The sequence below is a fragment of the Parvibaculum sp. genome, assembly GCF_049651025.1.
Lineage (GTDB): Bacteria > Pseudomonadota > Alphaproteobacteria > Parvibaculales > Parvibaculaceae > Parvibaculum.
In genome coordinates, this window is the sequence record NZ_JBASBH010000072.1 from 1 (window position 1) to 22,338 (window position 22,338).

A 22,338-nucleotide genomic window follows, 5' to 3' on the forward strand; every position below is an offset into this window, starting at 1 on the left:
ATAAGCGCCTGTCCACTTGATTGCACCTGACCTGCAACGCCGGATTTGCCCTCTCTGACCAGACCGTCGCCCTGACGCCAGAGCCACAAGGCGGCGATAATGGCAACGGCGAGAGCCGCGATGAGGATCAGAAGGCGGTTGCGTGTCATGGGCTTTACGGTCTTTTCAGTTTGAACATGGAGGCCGCGGCGGCCTATAGAGCGCTCGAATGCTCCCGGTCCGACGGATTTGATCTCCCGGAGGGTTAAAATACACTACAAGGAGATTGAAAAAGCGATGAGCGACCAAATGACACGTATATTCCGCCTCGTTCTGACCGTGGCCATTTGCTCGGGCGCTCTCGCTCTCGGCATGCAGTCAGCCAGTGCCGTCGATACGCCGCCGGGCCAGGATATGAAACTGCCCGACAATGATCTGATCGTGGCGGCGCGCGATGGCGACGTTGCGGGCATTCGCGATGCTCTGATGCGCGGCATTCCGCCGGATGATGGCGGCATAGACTTTGTGCCCGCAATTATCGTCGCCACCGATTATGGCCATCTGGAAGCGGTGAAATATCTGCTCAAGCGCGGTGCAAATCCCAATCGCAAGGCCCGCGACGGCCGCACCGCGCTTGCTGTCGCGGCGCAGGCGGGCCGCACGACCATCGTGTCCGTTCTGCTCGACGCCGGTGCCGATCCCAATCTCGTGGCGCAGAACGGCGACACGGCGCTTTTCATCGCCGTCCGCGCCCGTCGCGCGGCCGTCGTGAAGCTGTTGCTGGAACATAAGGTCGATTTCGAGGATACGGATGTCACCGGGCGCACGGCCCTCGATCTCGCTCTTGAGCATAATTATGACGATATCGCCGCCATGTTGCGTCGTGCGGAGAGAGGCGGAGACGGGGGCTAGGCGGAGCAAATTGCTCACCGCCCCTTTCCGTTGCGATCTCGTCACCCTATGTTGAAAAGTGATGGACATCACCGAAAAACCGGCTCGCAGCAGGCCCGCCCGCATTCTCAGGCGCAAGCGAAGTGCCGGGACCGAAATTCCAGTAGATGGCGGGAAGCCCTGGCACCACATGCCGGACGGCACCTTTCGCAATCCCATGGGCAGCCCGATACGCAGCCTCGGGCGCATGAAACATGCGGGGCCCTTCTTTCTTGAAATGTTGAAACGCGGCGCACGCAAGGTCGAGATTCCGGCCGGGCATGTGCTGCCGCGTGATCATGCGGTACGTCTCCTGAATGAACATCAGGAGGCCCAGGGCGACTTTCTGACCTGGCTCGGTCACGCCGCCTTTCTGATGCGCATCAACGGATTGACGGTCCTCACCGACCCCTATCTGACGAGCTATGCGGGCCCGGCGGGTTTGGGCCCGAAGCGTTTCGTCAAATGCGGTGTGCCTGTATCGGCTCTGCCGCGCGTCGATCTCCTTGTCGTCAGCCATAATCATTACGATCATCTGGACGAGCGCGCTTTGGCGCGCCTGCCGAACAAGGCGCACATGACGGTGGTTGTGCCCCTGAAGCTCGGTGAGTTTTTTCGCGAGCGCGGATTTCCCAATGTCGTCGAACTCGACTGGCATGAGAGCCACAACATAAAGGGCGTCAGCGTCACGGCGCTCCCCGTTGTCCACTGGTCGCGCCGTTCTGGCTTCGATACCAACCGCACGCTCTGGGCAGGCTTCAAGCTGCAGAGCAAGGATCACAGTCTCTTCTTCGGTGGCGATTCCGGCTATGGCCCCGTCTTCAAGGAGCTTGGCGAGCAATATGGCCCCTTCGACACGGCTTTGCTCGGCATCGGTGCCTACGAGCCGCGCAAGATGATGAAGGCGAGCCATGCAAATCCGGAAGAGGCGGTGCAGATGGCGCTCGACCTCAAGGCGCGTCGCGTCGTCGGCATGCATTGGGGCACGGTGCTTCTGACCGTCGAGCCGCCATTCGAGCCGCCGGTGCGCTTCCGCCAGGCAGGCGCCGATCAGGGCTTTGCCGAAGACGATGTCTGGATCATGGCCATCGGCGAAACCCGGCCGCTGCGCGGCTGGCCCTCGAACCAATAAGTTCGCAATCGGTAAGTTTGCTTAGGTGAGCTTGCGCCTTCGCCGCGCTACACTTGCAGCCAGTTTCTGGCGGGGTGCCAGTATCCGGCGGGGTGAAGGTCATGGCGGTCATCGAGGACGAAGATCAGGGAGGCATGCGCTGGGTAAGGCGTCGGCTTCTCTCCAGTCATGAAGTGCGGCTGGGCACGGTCGAATCCGGGCGTGTGCGCCTTCAGACGCTGGTGCTGCTGCGCTGGCTCGCAATTGCCGGCCAGCTTGTCGCTGTGCTTCTCGTCAATCTGGCCCTGGGCTTTCCGCTGCCGCTCGGCCTTTGCCTTGGAACGATAGCGGCGTCCGCCGGGCTCAATATTTTTCTCACCCTGCGCTACCGCACGACCGTGCGCCTTCCCGACTGGCAGGCGGCGGTCTATTTCGCCATTGATCTTGCGCAGCTCGCAGTGCTTCTGTTTCTGACGGGCGGATTGCAAAACCCCTTCGCGCTTCTCTTCATGGCGCCGGTGACGATCTCGGCGACGACGCTGTCGTTGCGCAGCACCATCGCGCTGCTGGTGCTCTCATTCATCTATGTCACTCTGCTCGCTCTCTTCCACATGCCGCTGCCCTGGCAGCCCGGCGAGACTTTCAATGTGCCTGATCTCTATCTCATCGGTCACTGGGCGGCGATTTGTCTGGGGCTCGCTTTCATGGCGGCCTATGCATGGCGCATCTCGCAGGAATCGAAGCGCATGTCGGCGGCGCTGTCGGCGACACAGTTTGTGCTGGCGCGTGCTCAGCGTCTCTCCGCGCTCGACGGTCTCGCCGCCGCTGCCGCGCATGAGCTTGGCACACCGCTCGGCACCATCGCGCTTGTGGCCAAGGAGCTCCAACGCGGCGGTTTGAACGATCAGGAGATGAAGGACGACCTTAGCCTTCTCGCGAGCCAGGCCGAACGCTGCAAGGAAATCCTCGGTCGCCTGTCGCGCGAACCCAAGGGCGAGGACGCGCTCTATTCACGCCTTCCCCTCCATGTGCTGCTCGATGAGGTGGTGAACCCGCATCGCGATCTCGACGTGCGCTTCCGCGTCTCCGTCGTCGCCGCCGAGGAGGATGTCAGCGAGCCTGAAATCTGGCGTCGCCCCGAGATTCTTTATGGGCTGGGCAACTTCATCGAAAATGCCGCCGATTTTGCGCGCGCCGAGGTGTCGCTGACCGTTGTCTATGACAGCCGCAAGATCGCCATTTCCATTCTGGATGACGGTCCGGGTTTTGCCCCCGAAGTGATCGAAAAGCTTGGCGAGCCTTACGTGACGACGCGGCCGCGCGCCGGGCGCTCGCTTGAGCCCGATGGCGAACATGAAGGCATGGGACTGGGTTTTTTTATCGCCAAGACGCTGCTCGAGCGCACCAGGGCGCGGGTCGAGATCGCGAACAGGGATGACGGCAAGGCGGGCGCTCTCGTCACCGTGGTCTGGCCGCGCGAGGCCATAGAGGCGGAGTCGCCATTCCCATTGAAAGCCTGACAAACCAAGGATATTCCCTTAGTTGGTCTTGCCGGGCGAAAGGTCTTAGAATTCAATAATATGTCCCGGAGCCGGAGCGGACCGGGACGTGAAAGGCGGCAACGTGCAGAAAATGACCGAAAAAATAGACGACGGCGCGACACCCTTTATCCCTGAAGACCGGACACTCCTGCTCGTCGATGACGACGTCCCTTTCCTGACGCGGCTTGCCCGCGCCATGGAAACGCGCGGCTTTGACGTGACGGTTGCGAGTACCGTGAAAGAGGGCAAGGAACAGGCCCGTGCGAAAAAGCCGGGCTTTGCTGTCGTCGATCTTCGGCTCGAAGACGGCAACGGCCTCGATGTCGTCGCCGCGGTGCAGGATGCGCGGCCGGAAGCGCGCATCGTCGTGCTGACGGGTTACGGAAATATCGCGACCGCCGTTGCCGCGGTGAAGCTCGGCGCTGTCGATTATCTGGCAAAGCCGTCCGACGCCGACGCGATCGAGGCGGCTCTTCTTGCTAAGGAAGGTGACAAGGCCAATCCGCCCGAGAACCCCATGTCGGCGGACCGCGTGCGTTGGGAGCATATTCAGCGCGTCTATGAGCTTTGCGACCGCAACGTTTCGGAAACCGCCCGCCGTCTCAACATGCATCGCCGCACCTTGCAGCGCATCCTCGCCAAACGCGCGCCGAAGTAAAATCCGTCATTGCGACCCGGCAAGGTCTGGCGCAAGAACTTCCACAAACTCCATGTCATCCCGGGAACAAGTCTTGGGATGACAGGATGGATAACGTTGAGACGAGCACGAGGTCCGAACTACTCCGGGTCCAGAAACCTGAACACCCGGCGCGCCGCCACGCGCGCAAAAAGCAGCGTCAGCGCCTTGCGCCGTGCGGGCGGCAAGGTCGCGTCATGCGCGCCCTCGCGCAAAATCTCGGCGCCATATTTGTCGGCAACGATGAAGCCGACATCGAGCGGCAGAAGCTCGCGCGGAAATTCGGGCGGGACTGCGAAAAAAAATCTGTCGCAGAATTCGAGATAGTCTTCCCACTTTGCGTCGGTGAGATAGTCCGTCACGCTCGACTTGATTTCGATGATGACGATCTCACCCTTCGGGCCGAGCGCGATCATGTCGGCGCGGCGGCCTGTGGCGAGCGTCAGTTCCGTCACTGCAGCAAAGTTCATCTGGGCGAGCAGGCGCGCGCAGCCGCGCTGCACGGCGGCGGCCGTCGCCGATTGCCGTCCGTCGAATAGACGGAAACTGTCTTCGATCTCGTCTTCGGCGCTCATGATGCGAGGCTATAATTGGCGATGGCGCGGGGCAAGCGCGCCTCAGTCGAGCCCGGCTTCAGCGAGGCAATGGCGCAATAGCCCCATGCGCCGCATCGCGTCGCGCGGATGGCCCGCATTGCCCTGAATGGCAATTGTCATCAGCGCGTCGGCGGCGGCTGCGAGATAATAGGCGCGCATATCGGGTCCGCGTCCCCGCCTTGCCGTCACCCCGCGAAAGGTTGAGTCGCGCAAAGCCCCAAGTGGTTCGAAATGCCGGAACTCCGCTTCGGCAAGGCTCCATCCCGCTTCGGCGAAATCGACGAAGCCAAGCGGCTCGCGCGGCCCTGCATCGATGAGATTGCCGGGGTTGAGATCGCCATGCACAAATACGAGCGGCCCGCTCGCGCGGAGATTTTCCCAGCCGAGCGAAATCGCGTCCGCCGCGCGGTGAAGTTCGGCGGTGCTGAGTTGCGCGCGCGAAAGCATCAGACTGCGTGTAACCGTATCGGCAAGCTTGCTCTCCGCCGCTGTCGCACGCGCGCTCGCCTCGACGCCGAAATCGGCAACCGCCGCGCCGATGCGCTCGCCCAGAAGATCGCGCTCGCGCGCATTCATGGTGAGCACGCCATCCGTCGTGAGACGCTTGCCCGCAATCCGTTCGATCCGTAGCCAGCCCGCCAGCGGCGGTGCCGAGCCGATATAGCTGTTGGTGAATGCGCCCGACGCAATCAGGCGCGGCACGCGGACATAATCCGTCGCGAGCCCGCCGAGAAAGGCGAGCGCGCTTGCCTCGCGGTGATGCAGCGCTTCGCCGGAGCCAAGCCCGCCATGTCGCCGCACGACCTTCAGCATCGTGCCGTCGCCAAGATCGAAGACGCTGCCCCACAGGCCTTCGCCCGCAAGCGCCCATGGCGGCGGCGCAAGCGCTTCCGTATGGGGGGCGGTTTCCTTGTAGAGGGCGTGAAGCGTGGGCAAATCGAACATGGGCGCCGAGACTAGAGTGCGATCCGAAAAACTGTAAGCGGTTTTGCGATGCGCAAGGCCGCGCCGCGGATGAAAAAAGGGCGGCCCGATCGAGGCCGCCCTTTAAGGGATCGAGGTAGATGAGGGACGCTACAACTTACTCGGCAGCGGAAACGCTGATGTTCTTCAGTGCATCCACATTGGCGCCGAAATTGATCTTCTGGAGGTAACGAATGCCTTCCTCGGCAATGTCGTCGCCGACCATGCGGTCGCCTTCGTTCTTCAGCTCTTCCATGTCGACATAGGTCGAGTAGAAGGCCTTGGTGCGGTCGGTGATGATGCCGGCCTTGAGCAGCGTCTTGATGAGCACACGGAAGATGTTCGTGGCTTCCTTCATGTCTTCACGGCGCTTGTCGTCGCTGACAGCTTCGATCATCTCGTTGGTGACCGTCTGCCAGTCGATGCCGAATTCCTTGTAGAGAATCTGCTTCTGCTCAGGGTTCACGAGGTTGAAGAGAAGCGTCTGGAAGCAGGACGCGGCCCAGTCTTCAATGACGTTCTGCTCTTCTTCGCTGAGCTTGGGGATCGTGCGGTCGGCCCAGATCTTGCCGAACTTGTGATGGAAGGCTTCGTCCGTCATCACGAGCTGCATCAGCTTGACCATCAGCGGGTCGCGCGAATTGGCGTAGAACGTCGCGAAAGCGCCCATTGCGAGGCCTTCGACCAGCATCTGCATGCCGACGATCTTCTTGTAGACTTCGCGCGCGCCGACGAGGTCGGTGAGCAGGTCGCCCAGCGTCTTGCCGACGGGAAGGGGCTTGCCCCAACGCGCTTCGATGTACTTCGCAAAGCCGGTGACGTGGCGGGCTTCTTCGCGTGCCTGGTTGGCGGCATATTCCTGCGCACCCGGATCGCGGAGAATGTGGCAAAGCGAGGCCGAAAGCGCGAGCGCGCCCTGTTCGCCATGCAGGATCGAGGAAAGCATCCAGCGTGCGCTTTCATTGGCAAAGCGTACACGCTGCTTGTGCGTCAGCTTTTCGAAGCTCGGCAGGCGCAGCTCGATGATGAACTCTTCCGGCAGGATGAATTCGTTCTCGATGTCGAAGGGCTCGGCATAGTCGATGTACTTCTTGTCGAGCGGATCCCAGAAATGGTCATGGGTCGCCGAAATGATCTTGTCGAAGGCCGTCGAGCGCGCATTGTAACGGTCGACTTCCATCATCGCGGGAAAGTCTTCCGGCGCGACAGCGTCATAGGCGTAATCTTTGGTAATCTGTCGCACTTCAGTCATGTGACTTCGTCTCCCGGTTCAAATCTGGCGCTTCGATAAATCGCGGCCGACGCTCAAGGCGCAGCTCGCAGTTATTACGTTACTTACAAAAACATAGGCAATCTTTGCACAGGGTCAAGCCGAAAGTGACGTTAGCGTCATTTTTGGACCGGATTCGTTCCTGTTGGCAAACGAGGCGTTAGTTTCACAATTGTAAGTGGTTGAATTTTCTCAGGGGCCGTTACAGGTCGGCCTGATTTGTGGTATCCGAGAAAGGAAGAGGGAAATGATCGCCCCGTTTGCAGGCAGTGGGGACTGTGGGCAAGCAAAAGAGGGCGGCATTGAAAAGGGGAGGGGTAATCCTGACGGATTACATGTGTCCCGTGATCTCCGTGTGCGGAGCGTTGCGGCCTATGCCTGTCAGAATCCTCCGAGACGATCCGGCAGAATTATGCCGGCAGATTTCCCGTACACGGAACAATGTGCGGGTGAACTGCTGGCGAGAGTGAACTGGAAATCGTAACGGTACCGCCTCCGTCAACCGGAGCGCGGCGAGGGAGATAGGTATCCATGATTAAGGTCCTTGAGAACTTGGTATTCGGTGCCCGCTCGATCATTCTTGCGGCACTGGCTGTCGTCACCGTCTTTGCTTTGTATTTCGCCTTCCACCTTCATATGACCGCCGGCTTCGACAAGCAGTTGCCCATCGGCCATGAGTACATAAAAACCTTCCAGCAATATCGCGACCAGCTATTCGGATCGAACCGGATCATCGTTGTCATCGAGCCGAAATCGGGCACGATCTGGAACAAGGATTTTTTCAAGACCTATAAGGAACTCACCGACGAGGTCTTCTTCCTCCCCGGCATTTCACGACCGACCGTGACCTCGCTCTGGACGCCGAACACGCGCTACATCGAAATCACCGAAGACGGCATCAGCGCCGAAGACGTGATTTCCGGCAAGGTGACCGCCGACACGATGACGCCGCAGGCGCTCACCAAGATCGAGAGCAACGTCATTCGCGGCGGCTTCGTCGGCCGTCTCGTCTCGAACGATTTCACGGCGGCGATGGTCTCGGCGGAGTTGCAGGATTTCGATCCCTCGACCGGCCAGAAGCTCGACTATTTCGATCTTGCCGCGAAGCTTGAAAAACAGATCCGTCAGAAATACGAAAACGACAAGTTCACGGTGCGCATCATCGGTTTTGCGAAATCGATCGGTGATATTGCCGATGGCGCAAACGGCGTGCTCGTCTTCTTCTTTGCCGCTTTTGTTCTGACCGCGCTTTCCGTCTATCTCTATGCGCGCTCGATAGCGCTCACCTTTGCAACGCTCTTTGCATCGCTCACATCGGTCGTCTGGCAATTCGCGCTGCTCAATCTGCTGGGCTACGGTCTCGATCCACTGGCGGTGTTGGTGCCGTTCCTCGTCTTTGCCATCGGCGTCAGTCACGGCGTGCAGCAGATCAACCTCATAACGGCGGAGCTGAGCGAAGGAAAATCCACCGACGAGGCTGCGCGTACGGCCTTTTCCGGCCTGCTCATTCCGGGCACCATGGCGCTGACGACGGCGCTTGTCGGCTTCGGTACGCTTTATCTGATCCCGGTGGACATGATCCGCGAACTTGCCATCACCGCATCCATCGGTGTGGCGCTCAAGATCGTCACCAACCTCATCATGCTGCCGCTCGTCGTCAGCTACTTCAAATTCGACGATGGCTTTGCCGCCCGCGTCGCAAAAGCGCGTGAGTTCCGCCTGAAAATCATGCGCTGGCTTGGCAACGTCGCCAATCCTCGCACCTCGGTCGTCGTGCTCTGCGTTTCCTTCGTCCTCTTCGGCATCGCGGTTTACGAAAGCCGCAACCGGCACGTCGGCGCGCTTCATGCGGGCACGCCGGAGCTTCGCGAAGATGCGCGCTACAATGTCGACTCGCGCGACATCGCCTCGAAGTTCGCTCTCGGCCTCAATCAGCTGACGGTCGTGGTCGAAACGCCGCCCGATGCCTGCGTCGATTATCCGACGCTCAAATATCTGAACCAGTTCTCCTGGTACATGGAGAACGTGCCGGGCGTCAGCCTTGTCGTTTCGCTCCCCTTCGCGGTCAAGGCATCCGCCGCCGGCTGGAACGAAGGCAATCTGAAATGGCAGGACATTCCGCGCAACAAGGATGCGCTGGCGCAAGCCGTCGCGACCGTGCCGGGGCGTGCCGCGCTGATGAACCAGTCCTGCTCGATCCTGCCGGTGCAGATATTCCTCACCGACGCCAAGGCGACGACGATCAAGCCGGTGATCGAGGCGGTGAAGAGGTTCCGCACCGAGTTTCCGATGAAGAACGTCAATATCCGTCTGGCATCCGGCAACATGGGCGTTCAGGCAGCGGTCAACGAGGAAATATCGACCTCTGAATTGCCGATGATGCTCTGGGTCTATGTCGTCATCATCGCGCTCGTCACGCTCACTTATCGCGACTGGCGCGCGGTCATTGCCTGCTGTCTGCCGCTGACCTTTGCAACCTTCCTTGGCTACTGGTTCATGGAGGTGCTGCAGATCGGCCTCACCGTGGCGACGCTTCCTGTCATGGTGCTGGCGGTGGGTATCGGCGTCGACTACGCCTTCTATATCTACAACCGCATCCAGTTCCATCTGGCCGAGGGGCGCAATATCACCGAGTGCTTCAAGCTCGCGCTTCTTGAAACGGGCATGGCGACGGTCTTCACCGCCATCACGCTCGCCATCGGCGTCTCGACCTGGGCCTTCTCGGCCCTGAAGTTCCAGGCCGATATGGGACTGCTTCTGACCTTCATGTTCATGATCAACATGATTATGGCGATCACCGTTCTTCCGGCCCTTGCCGTTGTGCTCGACATGCTGTTTCCGCGTCGCGCGCCGGTGAAGCACCGCAAGAGCCTGATTGCTCACTGAAGACGATGAACGGACCTGCGCGGCGGAAAAGACAGACCTCTTCCGCCGCGCTAGACTGTGTGTGCAACGAGTAGGTGAGCCGCTCGGAGGCCGGGTGGTTCCATATCGGGAGCCAAGGATATGCTGGAAAAGATCATCGATGCGCTGAAGAGGAAATCGGCGCCGAAACCTGCGGCGCCCGTATCGCCGGACGTGAAGCGGTTGGCGGCGGCGGCCCTGATGGTCGAGGCGGCGCGCCGCGATCAGGATTTTGCAGGCAATGAGCGCGCGGCGATTGTCCGCATCGTCGGTGAAAATTTCCATCTCTCTGCCGAGGAAGCTCAGACGCTGGTGGCTCTTGCCGAGCAGCGTCAGCGTCTGCCCTATGGCGAGTCCATCTTCACGCGCACGATCGCCGAGAGCTTCACCATGGACGAGCGCAAGGATGTCGTCCGCATGCTTTGGGAAGTGGCGCTCGCCGACGGTCACTTGCACCGTGTCGAAGCGGCGATGATCGAAAGGCTGGCAAAGGAAATCGGCCTCGATGCGACGGCGTCCGAGGCTGCACGCAAGGCCGTTGAAGCCACGCGTTGACGTTACTGGCCTGAAATGACAAAGCCCGCGCCGATGTTCTGGCGCGGGCTTTTGTTTTCAATGGGGCCGGATATCAGGCGTTGAGCCGCACAGGCATTTCCTTGATCCCCGCGATGAAGTTCGAGCGCAGGCGCCGCACCGGACCCGACACATGAATGTCGGGAAAGCGCTTGAACAACTCTTCAAACAGGATCGAGAGCTGCAACTCCGCGAGCCGCGAGCCGAGGCAGAAATGCTGGCCGACGCCGAAGCCAAGTTGCGTGGGCACATTGGGGTGTGCATAGCGCGCGACGTCGAACGTAAACGGATCGGCCCATTTCTCCTCGTCGCGATTGGCCGACGCATACCACATGACGACCTTGTCGCCTTTGGCGATTTTCTGGCCGCGTATTTCCGTGTCTTCCGTCGCCGTGCGACGCATATGAAGCACGGGGCTCACCCAGCGTATGATCTCCTGCACGGCGCTCGGCATGAGCGATGGATCGTTGAGAAGCTTCACGCGCTGTTCGGGGTTTTCCGACAGCGCAAGCAGGCCACCAGAAATCGAATTGCGTGTCGTCTCGTTTCCGGCGACGACCAGCAGGATGAAGGTGCCGATATAGGCGGGAAAGCTCATCGGCTCGGGCTTGCCGTCCGCATTGGGAATATTGGAATGGGCAAGCATGGAAATCAGATCGTCGCCCGGTTGCGCCAGACGTTGCTGCCAGAGCCCCGCCGCATAGCCTGCCATTTCCATGACGCATTTGCGCATATAGTCGTCCGAGACGCGCAGCTCGGGATCGTCTTCACCGACGGTTGCGTTCGACCATTCGAAAAGTTTCGGTCCGTCGCTTTCGGGCACGCCGAAAAGCTCGGCGAGCACTTCGATCGGTAGCGCCGCCGCAACGGCATCCACAAACTCGACCTCCGTGCCGTCTTTTCCCCGCTCCGCAAGTCGGTCGAGAAGCCGCGTCACGCGGGCGCGAATGCGATCCTCCATGCCCGTAATGCGTTTCGGCACGAAGCCCGGCGTCACCATGCGCCGATAGGCGGCGTGCTCCGGCGGATCGAGGGAGATCATGCTGGCTTCGGTCTGGTTCTCGTCGATCTCGTTCTCGTTGAAAATCCGATGGCCGCCCTTCTGCTTGGCGGAGGAAAAGAGTTTAGGATTTTTCGAGATCGCCTCGATGTCGTCATAGCGCGTGATTGCCCAGAAACCCGCGGCATCGGCTTCCGGGTTCCAGTAGACGGGATCGCTCTGGCGCAGCTTCGTGAACACGTCGTGATGCTCGTTGCGCATATAGAGGTCTGGATCTTTCAGGTCCGGTGCCCCGTCGAGCTCAAGTTTCTCGGTCTTTGGCCGCAGCATGACTTCTCTCCCTCATTTTTCTTTGAGGGGAGGATAGGCCCTTGCGGGCACGGCACTCAAGCGGCCGCAATGACGGCAAAGAGGTCTAGCCGACAGGAAACCCTACGGCAGCTTCAAGTTCCGCCAGCGCCTTTGCCGGTTCGACGACCTTGATGGTCTTCATGCCGAGCTGTGCTGCCGGTTTGAGGTTGATGCCGAGATCGTCGAGATAGACGCAAGCCGAAGGAGAAACGCCGAGCGTTTCGCAGGCGAGCTGATAGATGCGCGGATCGGGCTTGCGCATGCCGATCTTCGAGCTTTCGATCACATGGTCGAAAAGGCTCATCACTTCGGCGACGGCAGCCGCCTTGTCATGACCGCGCGCCATGCCGGCGCCTTCGCCCGCCGAGACGTTGTTTGTGATGCAGCCGACCTTGAAGCGTGCCTTGCAGCGCTTCAGCGCCTCGACCATGGCCGGGCGAATGTCGCCCGACAGAAGTTCGACAATGGCGCGGCCGCGCACATCATGGCCCTTGGCGAGCGCTTCGCGCGCGAAGAGTTCGTCGAACTCATCAAGCGTGCATTCGGAGCGTTCAAAAAGCGCCCAGGCATTGGTGTTGGGATTGGTCGCGTTGATGCCGCGAATGAAATCCTTCGGCAATCCGCGTTCGGTTTCGTACCGCGCAAAGGCCTCGAACGGGCTCGACGTGAGAACGCCGCCGAAATCCCAGATAACTGCCTCGATCATGAATGCTGCTCCGCCTGCCAATGTCTGTTGGCGCGGAACCTACACCGGGAAAACCGATGCTGAAAGCCTCAGCGCTTCTTCGCCATACAGTCCTGGCCTGCAGCCTTGAGCTTCGTGCAGGCGCTTGCGGCGGCGGCCTTGGTCGTGAAGCCAGCGGCCCGGACGCGATACCAGGTGCCCTTTGCGCCGAGATCGGCCTTCTCGATGTCGAGCGCATGGCCCGCGAGAACGCTCGAATGACGCTTGGTGAGCTGCGCCCATGACGCGCGGGCGGCGGCTTCGTCTTTCAATGCGAGAAGCTGAACTACATAAGCGCCCTTGGACGAGGCCTTCACCGCTGCTGCCGGTTTTTGCGCCGGGGCTGCCGACTGCACCGGCTTTGCCGCCTCGACGGGGGCAGCCGGAACCTCGACCGCGGGAGCAGCGGGCTCAACAGGCGCAGCCGCCTGGGGCAATTGCGCGGTTTCAGCGCCGGGGCGAAGGTCCGTCGGAGCGTGGTCGACCGATGCGTGATCCGCAGGTGCAGGCCCAGCCAGCGGCAAGGACGGCACGTTGGCGTCTTGCGATGTCGGGGCTTCCGTTATGTCTTCATCGACCGCCGGCGGAACCATGGCCGATGTGTCCGGCGCTGACGTACTCGGCTCGGCAGGTGTGGTCACTGGGGCTTCGGCCGGGGCCTGAGCCACGATATCGGGCGAAACCGGCGCGACGCCGCGCTCAGATTTACCCGACATGGAAAGGAAAATGCCGCCGACCACGATGAGGCCGAGCACAGCGCCGATGATGAGGCGCGTACTGCCGCCACCGCCGCTGTTTTCTTCCGCCGTATAGATGATCTCGGGCTCGGGCGGTATCGGACGCGAGCTTTCGCCTTGTCCTTCTTCGCCGCGCTCGCCTTCGCCGTGGCCGCCCTCACCATGGCCGTCATCGCCATAGGAGGAAAAACCCGGCCCCGCTGACAGCGTCATGCGCGCGGTAGGGTCAATAGTCGAGGGCTCGGCCTCGCCCTTGCGCGCAAGCAGATCACTGGTCAACGAGGCAGGCTTCTTGGACATCAGACTCAATTCCGGCTAGGCGGCCCCTCTTAGGGTAGCGTTGGCGAAACTACCCGACACGAAAGGCGATGTCTCGCGCCCCATGAGCCGATCGCTCAGAAAAGCCCATAATTCGCTGATTTCGTCGGGTGATTTCGTCTGGGACGCAATCTCCATGACGGTTCGTCCATCGATCATGCTCGACGCGAAATCGATTCGCTGGTGAACGATGGAGGGCGCCACCGGGCCGTGATGGGACAGCGCAATCACCGCTTCCGTGGTGATGCGGGCGCGCGGCGATGCTCCGTTGACCGCGAAAACGAGCGGCTTGCCGACGGCCTCGCAAAGCCGGACGGTTGCGCCAGCGGCCCGCAGGTCATGCGGCGAGGGCCTTGTCGGAATGACGACAAGGTCGGACAGGCCGATGACATGGCCGATCGTGTCGGTGATCGCGGGCGGCGTGTCGATGATGACAAGGCGGACGCCGCCGTCTTTCAGCCGCGCCAGATCCTTTGCGAGCCCTTCAATCGACGCCTTGACGAAAAAGGGGCGCTCGGCTTCGCGTGCGTTCCACCATTGCGACAGACTGCCCTGTGGGTCGGTATCGACCAATGCGACCGGCCAGGCTTCCTGCCGCTCGGCCTCGACCGCGATGTGGCCGGCAAGCGTCGTTTTCCCCGACCCGCCCTTTTGTGATGCGAACGCTATGACGTGCATGCTCTCGGCTTCCCCGTGCTCTTTGATGCCCGCCTTCTGGCGGGTATGCAGGCGACGACGCAAGATCCGGACCATGAAGCGCGCCCGACGCCTCGATGGTCCGCAACACTCACTCAACAGACGTGACGTTTGATGGAGCGCGAATCAGCTCCCCCCGGAACCAGTGGGCACATTAGTGCGTGACCCAATTTGGCTCAACATCTGGTATGCATGTGGATAACTCTCGCGAGTATCAGTGTCGTGCGAGTCACAGTCCACTTTTATGCAGGCGATAGCTCTGCCGTGACCTTGAGCATCGCGGCGGTAAGCTGCGTAAGGTCGGTTTCCTCGATCACAAGCGGCGGCGTCGTATAGACGATGCGCCCGAAGGGCCTGATGAAGACGCCCTCCTCGACGAAGCGGCGCTTCATCACGTTGATATCGGGCATGACGCCGAATTCGATGACGCCGATCGCGCCCTTGACGCGCACGTCAACGACGCCGGGAATGCCGCGCGCAGGCTCAAGTTCGCGTTTCAATTGCGCCTCGATATGGGCGACCTGCGCAAGCCGCGGCTCGCGCTCGAACAGATCGAGAGAGGCATTTGCCGCCGCGCAGGCAAGCGGATTACCCGTATAGGTCGGCCCATGCATCAGCGCGCTGGAGCCGCTATCACTCAGAAACGCCTCGAAGACATGCGCTCGTGCGACGGTGGCCGCCAGCGCCATGGTGCCGCCGGTCAGCGCTTTCGACAGCGTCAGAATGTCGGGGACAATGCCTGCGGCATCGCTGGCGAACATGGCGCCGGTGCGCCCGAAGCCGACGAAGATTTCGTCGAGGATCAGCAACACATCATGCCGGTCGCAGGCAGCGCGCAGACGCCGCAGCGTCTCTGCATCGTGAAAGATCATGCCGCCCGCGCCCTGCACCAGCGGCTCGGTCATCACGGCGGCAACCTTGCCCTTATGCTGGGCGAGGAAATCATCGAAGGCCCGTTCGCGTTCAGGCGTGGTCGGCAGATCGGTGATGAGCTGTTCGGCAATCGCACCCTTGAAGAGCGAGTGCATTCCCTCGTCGGGATCGCAGACGGACATGGCCGCCAGCGTGTCGCCGTGATAGCCGCCGCGGAACGAAATGAAACGCGTGCGTCCCTTGACGCCCTTATTGATCCAATACTGGACAGCGATCTTCATCGCGATCTCGACCGAGACCGAGCCCGATTCTGAAAAGAAGGTGTGCTGGAGATCGCCGGGCAGAAGTTTCGCAAGCCGCGTCGCGAGCGTCAGCGCCGGTTCATGCGCAAGCCCGCCAAGCATCACATGCGGCATTTTCTGAAGCTGCGCCGTCACGGCCTCGCGAATATGGGGATGATTATATCCATGCGCCGCCGTCCACCAGGACGAGGTGCCGTCGATCAATTCGCGCCCATCGGCAAGCGTGAGGCGCACGCCGTCGGTTTTGACGACCGGCAGCGACATCGGCACCGTCTGCATCTGCGTATAGGGGAGCCAGAGATGCTTCGCGCCCTCCGCAAGCCAATCTGGCGGATTGTTCACGAGCGGATTGGGAGGAGGGAAAGACATGTGCATTGCGCCCCTGTATCAAGCGGAAAGGCATATAGCCGGATTTTGCGCCGTCATGGCAAGTCTGCAACAGGCGGCGGCTTGGCAAGCCCTCTGCGCCGGTTCTAAGATGCGCCCGGTGCCGCGAAGGGCGCCGCCGTCCGAGAAAGAGGATCTCACCTTCGCCTGACCAACGAGACGACGCCTTTCAGTTCGCATCGCCTTCACATTGTTTGCCGTTGCTTCGGACCGACGACAGTCAGACAAGAGGAGGAATCCGTGCGAACGGAGCCAATATCCCCAAAAGACATATCGGCGCTCGACGAATATAAAATTCGCGCGAGCAAACTGCTGCGAGATTTCGCCAGCACCGACAAGCGGCGTGCCTATGCGGCTGCGCATCGCCTCGCAAGCCTTTGGCCCGATGGCAATGCCGGCGAGCTGCTCGCGGACAAGGCGCGCGTGCAGCGCAAGCACGCGCTTGCCGTCATCGCGCGCGAAATGGGCTTTCGCGACTGGCAGCATCTGACGGCGGAAGCCCATCTGGAAATGCCCGCCTTCGACACGACGCGGCTCTTTCCGCCCAAGACGAGCTTCTATCTCAATGCTTGGTTCGTGACTTATGAAGAGGCCCATGCCGCACTCACGCGCAAGGATCGCTTTCTCTTCCCCTATCGCAATCAGTTCGTCGTCTGCGAAGCGGGGCTTCTGAAGAGTCTCGGCATTGATGTGCGCGACCCTGATTGGGCATTGATCGGATGCGATTGGGCAAGGCCGCTCGATCGTCAGGCGCATTATCGGCTGAATCAGAAACTGGCCCGCATCGTGCCGCCGCTCGAAGCGCGCCGTGCGCTGAAACGGGTTTGAAGAATGGATAAGGACAGAAAGCGCCAGATCGCGCGCAACTACAAAGAGCGAAAAGCATCGCCGGGCGTCTATGCAATCCGTTGCACGGCGACGGGCGATATCTGGATCGCGCCGAGCCGCAATCTCGATTCTCAGCAAAACGGCATCTGGTTCACGCTGCGTCTCGGCACGCATCCTAACAAGGCATTGCAAGCCGTATGGAATGCGCACGGCGAAGCATCATTTGCCTATGAGGTCGTCGAGCAGATCGAGAATGAAGACCTGACGCCATATCTCCTCGACGCGCTCCTGAAAGAACGCATCGCGCATTGGCGCACGGAACTCGGCGCGGGCCTTGCAGTCGGCTAAAGCCTACTTCGCCGAAGGGCAGGTGTGCGCGGGCATCGGCTCAAGGCCGAGCTTGGCAAAAAGCTGCGCATCCTTGTCGGCTTCCGGGTTCTTCGTCGTCAGCAGCTTCTCGCCGATGAAGATCGAATTCGCGCCGGCAAGGAAGCAGAGCGCCTGTGTCTCGTCCGACATGTTCTCGCGTCCGGCGGAAAGCCGCACGACCGATTTCGGCATAGAGATACGCGCCACCGCAATGGTGCGCACGAAGTCGATGGCGTCGATCTGCTTCGAGTGTCCGAGCGTCGTGCCTTCAACCTGCATGAGCTGGTTGATCGGCACGCTTTGCGGATGCTCCGGCAGATTGGCCAGCGCCATCAGCATGCCGATGCGGTCGGATTTTTCCTCGCCCATACCGACAATGCCGCCCGAGCAGACATTGATGCCCGCTTCGCGCACGCGCTCCAGCGTTTCCAGCCGGTCGGCAAAGGTCCGCGTCGTGACGATCTCTTTGTAATAATCTTCCGACGTGTCGATATTGTGGTTGTAATAGTCGAGGCCCGCATCCTTCAGGCGCAGCGTCTGCTCGACCGAGAGCATGCCGAGCGTCATGCAGGTTTCCATGCCCATGGCGCGCACGCCTTCGATCATCGCGCAGACGGCATCCATGTCGCGATCTTTGGGCGAGCGCCAGGCAGCGCCCATGCAATAGCGCGAGGCTCCGGCTTCCTTCGCCTTTTTGGCTTCTTCAAGCACGCGCTGAACTTCCATCAGCTTCGTCGCCTTGAGGCCCGTGTCGAATTTCGAGCTTTGCGAGCAGTAGCCGCAATCTTCCGGGCAGCCGCCTGTCTTGATCGAAAGCAGCGTCGACTTCTGCACCTGATTGGCGTCGAACCAGCGGCGATGAACGAGCTGCGCCTCGAACAGAAGATCGTTGAACGGCAGATCGTAAAGCGCCTGCAATTCTTCCCGCGTCCAGTCGTGGCGAACCTCATCGGGATTCGTCCTGGCGGTCACGCGGGGGTTTGCCTGCGAGGCCGCTTCTTCGATGCGTGTCTGGATGGTCATGGACGCGGATTTCCCCTGAATGCATGGGGTTGAAACAGGAATTCGCCGAAGCATAGGCGGCTTTCCCCGCAATGCAAGGCGCGCTAGGGTCGGCCCGAAAGCTCAATCCTTACTGAAAGTTGTGTCAATGCGGGCGGTACGCTGCGTCAATTACGGGGAGCCGTCGGGGCTCAATGTCGAGACTTTGGACGAGCCCGTGCCCGGCCCCGGTGAAGTGCTGGTGGCGGTCGAGGCGGCGGGTCTGGGCTATGTAGATGCGCTTTTCGTGCGCGGCACCTATCAGGTGAAGATGCCCCTGCCTTTCATTCCCGGCAACGAGATCGCGGGCACCATCGAGGCGGTCGGCGAGGGCGTTCCGGGCGATCTGATCGGCAGTCGCGTCATGGCGCTCTCAAATCGCGGTGCGCTGGCCGAAAAACTGGCGATCCCGGCTGCAATCTGCACGTCGATCCCCGACGGCATGAGCGCCGAAGCCGCCGCCGGTTTCCTCGTCTCCTATTGCACGGCCCTTTACGGGCTGGAAAATTGCGGCGCGCTGAAAGCGGGCGAAACCGTGCTGGTGCTCGGCGCGGCGGGCGGCGTCGGCATGGCGGCGATCGATGTGGCCAAGGCCATGGGCGCGCGCGTCATCGCGGCGGCGTCATCCGAAGACAAGCGCGCGGCGGCAAAAGCCCATGGCGCGGATATGGTTCTCGACTATTCGCTGCCGGAATGGCGCAAGGCGCTCGATGCGCTCACCGAGAAGCGCGGCGTCAACGTGGTTTACGATCCGGTCGGCGGCGCCTATTCCGAAACAGCCTTCCGCTGCCTCGCGCCGGGCGGCCGTCATCTCGTCGTCGGCTTTGCCAATGGCGAGATCCCGAAACTGCCGCTGAACCTTGCATTGCTGAAGCGTGCTTCCCTCGTCGGCGTCGATTGGGGCGGCGAGATCCGCGCCAATCCCAGAGCGAACGGCCCACTGCTGACAAAGCTCACGCAATGGGTGGTCGATGGCAAAATCCATCCCGAACCTGCCGCAAGCTTCCCGCTGGCTGAAGCGGGCGCGGTGCTGCAACGCCTGCTCGACCGCAACATGGTCGGCAAGCCCGTGATCCGGGTCAACGCATGAGCAGCTCGCTCGATCAATTCGCGGGCGCGAAACTCGCAGACCTTGAAACCCGCGCTCTGCGCCGCCGCCTCGTGGAGACAGATCGCTATAGCGCGGTCGAGGTGCGTCGCAACGGTCGCGAGTTGATTTCCTTTTGCTGCAACGACTATCTCAACCTCTCGCATCACCCGCGCGTGGTCGCGGCGGCGATTGCGGCGACGGCGCGCTATGGCACAAGCTCGGGCGCTTCGCGCCTCGTCACCGGCAATCATCCGCTCTTTACTGAACTTGAAACGCGCCTTGCGAAGCTGAAGCAGGCTGAGGACTGCGTCGTCTTCGGCTCCGGCTATCTGGCAAATCTCGGCATCGTCCCCTCGCTTGCCGGGCCGGGCGATCTGATCCTTGCCGATGAGCTGTCTCATTCCTGCCTGCTGACGGGCACGAAGCTTTCAGACGCGGATGCGCATATCTTCCGCCACAACGACCTCACCCATCTTGAAAGCCTGTTGGCCACTCATCGCGCCAAGGCCAGGCATTGCCTCATCCTCACCGACGGCGTCTTCAGCATGGACGGCGATCTCGCGCCCGTCATGGAATTGGCCGCGCTTGCGAAGAAATACGATGCCTGGCTGATGACGGATGATGCGCATGGCATCGGCGTGATGGGTGAGGGAAGGGGATCGAGTTTCGTCACCGGCGTGAAGGCCGATGTGCCCTTGCAGATGGGCACTCTGTCGAAAGCCATCGGCTCTTATGGCGGCTATCTCTGCGCATCGAAACCCGTTGTCGATTTCATCCGCACGCGTGCGCGCACGCTGATCTATTCGACCGGCCTGCCGCCCGCCTCCGTCGCCGCCGCAATTGCCGCACTCGATGTGATCGAGGAAAATCCCGACTACGCAACGCTGCCCGTGAAGAAGGCGAACCTCTTCACCCGTGCGCTGAACCTGCCCGCAGCCGCAAGCCCCATCGTGCCGCTCATCATCGGTGAGGCGGAGGCGACATTGCGCGCATCCGCATTGCTCGAGGCGGAAGGCTTCCTCGTCACCGGCATCCGCCCGCCGACCGTGCCGGCTGGAACCGCACGTTTGCGTTTCACCTTTACCGCCGAGCACAAGGACGAGGACATTACGCGTCTCGCAAACCTCGTGCGCGAGCGCATTCTTCCGCGTGAGGCCGCCGAGTAAACATGACCACGATTTTCATTACCTCATCCGGCACCGATATCGGCAAGACCTATGTGTCGGCGCTTCTGATCCGCCAGTTGCGCGCCAGGGGCCTTCCCGTTCGAGCGATCAAGCCGATCGTCAGCGGCCTCGACGAGGCGACATTTGCTGCGAGCGATCCGGCAGCGCTGCTTGCCGCGCTTGGCGAGCCCGTCGAGTTTGAAAATGCGGAAGACCTTTCGCGCTGGCGTTTCACGGCGGCGCTTTCGCCCGACATGGCTGCGGCGCGCGAGGGCACGGAGATCGACTTCACCGAACTCGTCAATCACTGCAAGGCCCGCATCAGCCTTCACGATCCGCTACTGATCGAAGGCGTTGGCGGATTGATGGTGCCGCTCGATGCGACGCATACCGTGCTCGACTGGATGAGCGAGCTGAACGGCCCGGACTTCGCGCCGCTCCTCGTCGTCGGTTCCTATCTCGGCACGATCAGCCATACGTTGACGACGCTCGACGTGATGCAGAAAAACGATCTGGCGCCTCGCGCCATCATCGTCAGCGAGTCACTTGCGAGCCCCGTTCCGCTGGCCGAAACCGTCGATACCATTGCCCGCTTTGCGCATGACACGCGTGTCATCGCCCTGCCGCGCAACGGAACGCCCGATCTCGCCGCGCTTATTTAGGTACGCGGCGGCAGACGGTCGCGAATATCTCCGAGCCGGTCGTGGATCGAAAAGAACACGATGTAAAGTTCACACAGAATGCGCCAGAGGATCAGGCCCACCAATGTGCCGAGCACGGCCATGATCAATTGGCCGAGGCCTGCGCCAAAGGAATATCCCATCGTGGCGAAGGCGCCGAAGAATGTGATCAATCCGCCGAGGATGATCAGGACGATGCCAATCCAGTAAAGAAATTTGATAACCGAAGTGGCAATCATGCGATCGAAATTCAGAAACGCTTGCCAGTTCATGATCTCTCCATTTCAAACGTCAGCCTACGTCGAATCACAAGGCTACCAGCCTGGCCGATAGCCGTCATTGATTCTTCGCCATCGTGAAATGGTGTGAGCAAGCAAAGCGATGCCGAGAATTTGGCAGCATTGCTTACATAAAGGCTCGTCATACACGGGCATGACGATGCAGGTAATGAGGGCTCGTCAGCCCTTCGGACCGAACAGCCACCAGAGAATGAGGCCGAGAACCGGCAGCGCGATCACGATGACGATCCACATTGCCTTCCAGATCGGCTCGGCGCTGCTCTGCGCGATTTTTATGATCGCATAAATGTCGAGGACGGCCACGATCAGCCAGAGAAACCCGCCATAGCCGTGTCCAATCATCTTCACTCACTCCTGAAAGGTCGCGATACGGCACTAATCTAGTGTGTCCGCGTCCGGAGTGTAAGTCCTCAGAGCAATGCGGGTGTCGAAACGCCTTCATGCGCGAGCAACCATTTCTTGGTCGGCAGGCCACCACCAAAGCCCGTCAGCGAGCCGTTGGAGCCGATGACCCGATGGCACGGCACGATGACGGGAATGGGATTGCGCCCATTGGCGAGCCCGACAGCGCGGACGCCCTTGGGGTTGCCGATGGCACGCGCGATGTCGGCATAGCTCCTTGTCGCGCCGAAGGGGATTTGCAGCAGCGCCTGCCAGACGCTCAACTGAAAAGCCGTGCCAGCGGGCGCGAGCGTCAGATCCTTGAACTCCGTGCGCTTGCCCGCGAAATATTCCTTCAGCGCTTCCGTGGCTGCATCGAGATGCATGCGCGCCGGAACGCTGCCGCGCGCATTGGCGTAAGTGCGCTTGGTCTCGATTGGGAAGACGACCGCGATCAGGCCTTCTTCGGTTGCGGCGAGGCGCAGGTCGCCGATGGGCGATTTGAGATTTGCGGAAGCGAGGCCGCTCGTCACTGTCTGTTCCATTTGTGCCT

Annotated in this window: 23 protein-coding genes; 11 read left to right on the top strand and 12 right to left on the bottom strand. The window is 61.0% G+C overall.

The genetic code is table 11. The features are described from left to right. Positions 1–288: 288 nt before the first annotated feature. The 4 genes from WA943_RS09700 (at position 289) to WA943_RS09715 (ending at position 4,219) form a co-directional block, all read left to right on the top strand. Positions 289–891 carry an ankyrin repeat domain-containing protein gene (locus WA943_RS09700; protein WP_424469672.1) on the top strand — a complete coding sequence of 201 codons (603 nt, stop codon included), beginning with the start codon at positions 289–291 and terminating at the stop codon, positions 889–891. A gap of 61 nt (positions 892–952) precedes the next feature. Further along, the gene (locus WA943_RS09705; protein ID WP_424469673.1) at positions 953–2,041 is read left to right on the top strand and encodes an MBL fold metallo-hydrolase; all 1,089 of its coding nucleotides are present in this window, start codon (positions 953–955) and stop codon (positions 2,039–2,041) included. Positions 2,042–2,142: 101 nt separating this feature from the next. Beyond that, positions 2,143–3,540, top strand: coding sequence for an ActS/PrrB/RegB family redox-sensitive histidine kinase (locus WA943_RS09710; protein ID WP_424469674.1), 1,398 nt, complete (start codon positions 2,143–2,145; stop codon positions 3,538–3,540). A 112-nt stretch (positions 3,541–3,652) separates the two neighbouring features. Continuing rightward, on the top strand, positions 3,653–4,219 hold the full coding sequence (locus WA943_RS09715; RefSeq protein ID WP_424469675.1) for an ActR/PrrA/RegA family redox response regulator transcription factor: 567 nt from the start codon (positions 3,653–3,655) through the stop codon (positions 4,217–4,219). A 119-nt stretch (positions 4,220–4,338) separates the two neighbouring features. Here WA943_RS09715 and WA943_RS09720 read toward each other — a convergent pair whose 3' ends face one another. The 3 genes from WA943_RS09720 to WA943_RS09730 form a co-directional block, all read right to left on the bottom strand. After that, the gene (locus WA943_RS09720) at positions 4,339–4,812 is read right to left on the bottom strand and encodes an MmcB family DNA repair protein (protein ID WP_424469676.1); all 474 of its coding nucleotides are present in this window, start codon (positions 4,810–4,812) and stop codon (positions 4,339–4,341) included. Between the two features lie 42 nt (positions 4,813–4,854). After that, entirely contained in the window at positions 4,855–5,778 is a 924-nt protein-coding gene (locus WA943_RS09725) for a phosphotransferase family protein (protein ID WP_424469677.1), read from the bottom strand. A 136-nt stretch (positions 5,779–5,914) separates the two neighbouring features. After that, entirely contained in the window at positions 5,915–7,048 is a 1,134-nt protein-coding gene (locus tag WA943_RS09730; RefSeq protein ID WP_424469678.1) for a ferritin-like domain-containing protein, read from the bottom strand. 549 nt (positions 7,049–7,597) lie between these two features. Between WA943_RS09730 and WA943_RS09735 the strand changes: the two genes are divergently transcribed. Both WA943_RS09735 and WA943_RS09740 read left to right on the top strand, forming a co-directional pair. Continuing rightward, complete coding sequence (locus WA943_RS09735) at positions 7,598–9,952, top strand: efflux RND transporter permease subunit (protein WP_424469679.1); 2,355 nt, start codon at positions 7,598–7,600, stop codon at positions 9,950–9,952. 120 nt (positions 9,953–10,072) lie between these two features. Further along, positions 10,073–10,525 carry a TerB family tellurite resistance protein gene (locus WA943_RS09740; protein WP_424469680.1) on the top strand — a complete coding sequence of 151 codons (453 nt, stop codon included), beginning with the start codon at positions 10,073–10,075 and terminating at the stop codon, positions 10,523–10,525. 73 nt (positions 10,526–10,598) lie between these two features. Here the strand turns inward: WA943_RS09740 and WA943_RS09745 are convergent, their stop codons facing one another. The 5 genes from WA943_RS09745 to WA943_RS09765 all read right to left on the bottom strand — a co-directional run bounded on the left by WA943_RS09745 (position 10,599) and on the right by WA943_RS09765 (position 15,913). After that, a complete protein-coding gene (locus WA943_RS09745) occupies positions 10,599–11,873 on the bottom strand; it encodes a cytochrome P450 (RefSeq protein WP_424469681.1) in 1,275 nt (424 codons plus the stop codon). Between the two features lie 85 nt (positions 11,874–11,958). Next, on the bottom strand, positions 11,959–12,600 hold the full coding sequence (locus WA943_RS09750) for an HAD-IA family hydrolase (protein ID WP_424469682.1): 642 nt from the start codon (positions 12,598–12,600) through the stop codon (positions 11,959–11,961). Positions 12,601–12,668: 68 nt separating this feature from the next. Next, positions 12,669–13,655 carry an SPOR domain-containing protein gene (locus WA943_RS09755; RefSeq protein ID WP_424469683.1) on the bottom strand — a complete coding sequence of 329 codons (987 nt, stop codon included), beginning with the start codon at positions 13,653–13,655 and terminating at the stop codon, positions 12,669–12,671. Positions 13,656–13,670: 15 nt separating this feature from the next. Continuing rightward, on the bottom strand, positions 13,671–14,426 hold the full coding sequence (locus WA943_RS09760; protein WP_424469684.1) for an AAA family ATPase: 756 nt from the start codon (positions 14,424–14,426) through the stop codon (positions 13,671–13,673). A gap of 185 nt (positions 14,427–14,611) precedes the next feature. Continuing rightward, positions 14,612–15,913, bottom strand: coding sequence for an adenosylmethionine--8-amino-7-oxononanoate transaminase (locus WA943_RS09765; protein WP_424469685.1), 1,302 nt, complete (start codon positions 15,911–15,913; stop codon positions 14,612–14,614). Positions 15,914–16,171: 258 nt separating this feature from the next. Here WA943_RS09765 and WA943_RS09770 point away from each other — a divergent pair, with 258 nt between their 5' ends. Both WA943_RS09770 and WA943_RS09775 read left to right on the top strand, forming a co-directional pair. After that, positions 16,172–16,759, top strand: coding sequence for a hypothetical protein (locus WA943_RS09770; protein WP_424469686.1), 588 nt, complete (start codon positions 16,172–16,174; stop codon positions 16,757–16,759). Positions 16,760–16,762: 3 nt separating this feature from the next. Continuing rightward, a complete protein-coding gene (locus WA943_RS09775; protein ID WP_424469687.1) occupies positions 16,763–17,107 on the top strand; it encodes a GIY-YIG nuclease family protein in 345 nt (114 codons plus the stop codon). Between the two features lie 3 nt (positions 17,108–17,110). On the opposite strand, the gene bioB is transcribed toward WA943_RS09775, so the two are convergent. Next, complete coding sequence (gene bioB, locus WA943_RS09780) at positions 17,111–18,151, bottom strand: biotin synthase BioB (RefSeq protein ID WP_424469688.1); 1,041 nt, start codon at positions 18,149–18,151, stop codon at positions 17,111–17,113. Positions 18,152–18,278: 127 nt separating this feature from the next. On the opposite strand from bioB, the gene WA943_RS09785 reads away from it, so the two are divergent. From WA943_RS09785 to bioD, 3 genes are read left to right on the top strand one after another with little or no spacing between them, the layout of a single operon-like run. Next, complete coding sequence (locus tag WA943_RS09785) at positions 18,279–19,259, top strand: NADPH:quinone oxidoreductase family protein (protein ID WP_424469689.1); 981 nt, start codon at positions 18,279–18,281, stop codon at positions 19,257–19,259. Continuing rightward, entirely contained in the window at positions 19,256–20,425 is a 1,170-nt protein-coding gene (gene bioF / locus WA943_RS09790) for an 8-amino-7-oxononanoate synthase (RefSeq protein ID WP_424469690.1), read from the top strand. Before WA943_RS09785 ends, bioF begins: the two co-directional genes overlap by 4 nt. A gap of 2 nt (positions 20,426–20,427) precedes the next feature. After that, the gene (gene bioD / locus WA943_RS09795; RefSeq protein WP_424469691.1) at positions 20,428–21,087 is read left to right on the top strand and encodes a dethiobiotin synthase; all 660 of its coding nucleotides are present in this window, start codon (positions 20,428–20,430) and stop codon (positions 21,085–21,087) included. Here bioD and WA943_RS09800 read toward each other — a convergent pair. The 3 genes from WA943_RS09800 to WA943_RS09810 all read right to left on the bottom strand — a co-directional run bounded on the left by WA943_RS09800 (position 21,084) and on the right by WA943_RS09810 (position 22,330). Continuing rightward, on the bottom strand, positions 21,084–21,377 hold the full coding sequence (locus WA943_RS09800) for a DUF4282 domain-containing protein (protein WP_424469692.1): 294 nt from the start codon (positions 21,375–21,377) through the stop codon (positions 21,084–21,086). The two genes, bioD and WA943_RS09800, sit on opposite strands and share 4 nt — an antisense overlap. 186 nt (positions 21,378–21,563) lie before the next feature. After that, a complete protein-coding gene (locus tag WA943_RS09805) occupies positions 21,564–21,746 on the bottom strand; it encodes a PLDc N-terminal domain-containing protein (protein WP_424469712.1) in 183 nt (60 codons plus the stop codon). A 68-nt stretch (positions 21,747–21,814) separates the two neighbouring features. Beyond that, positions 21,815–22,330 (bottom strand): methylated-DNA--[protein]-cysteine S-methyltransferase, encoded by a 516-nt coding sequence (locus WA943_RS09810; RefSeq protein ID WP_424469693.1) that lies wholly within the window; start codon positions 22,328–22,330, stop codon positions 21,815–21,817. Between the last annotated feature and the right edge of the window lie 8 nt (positions 22,331–22,338).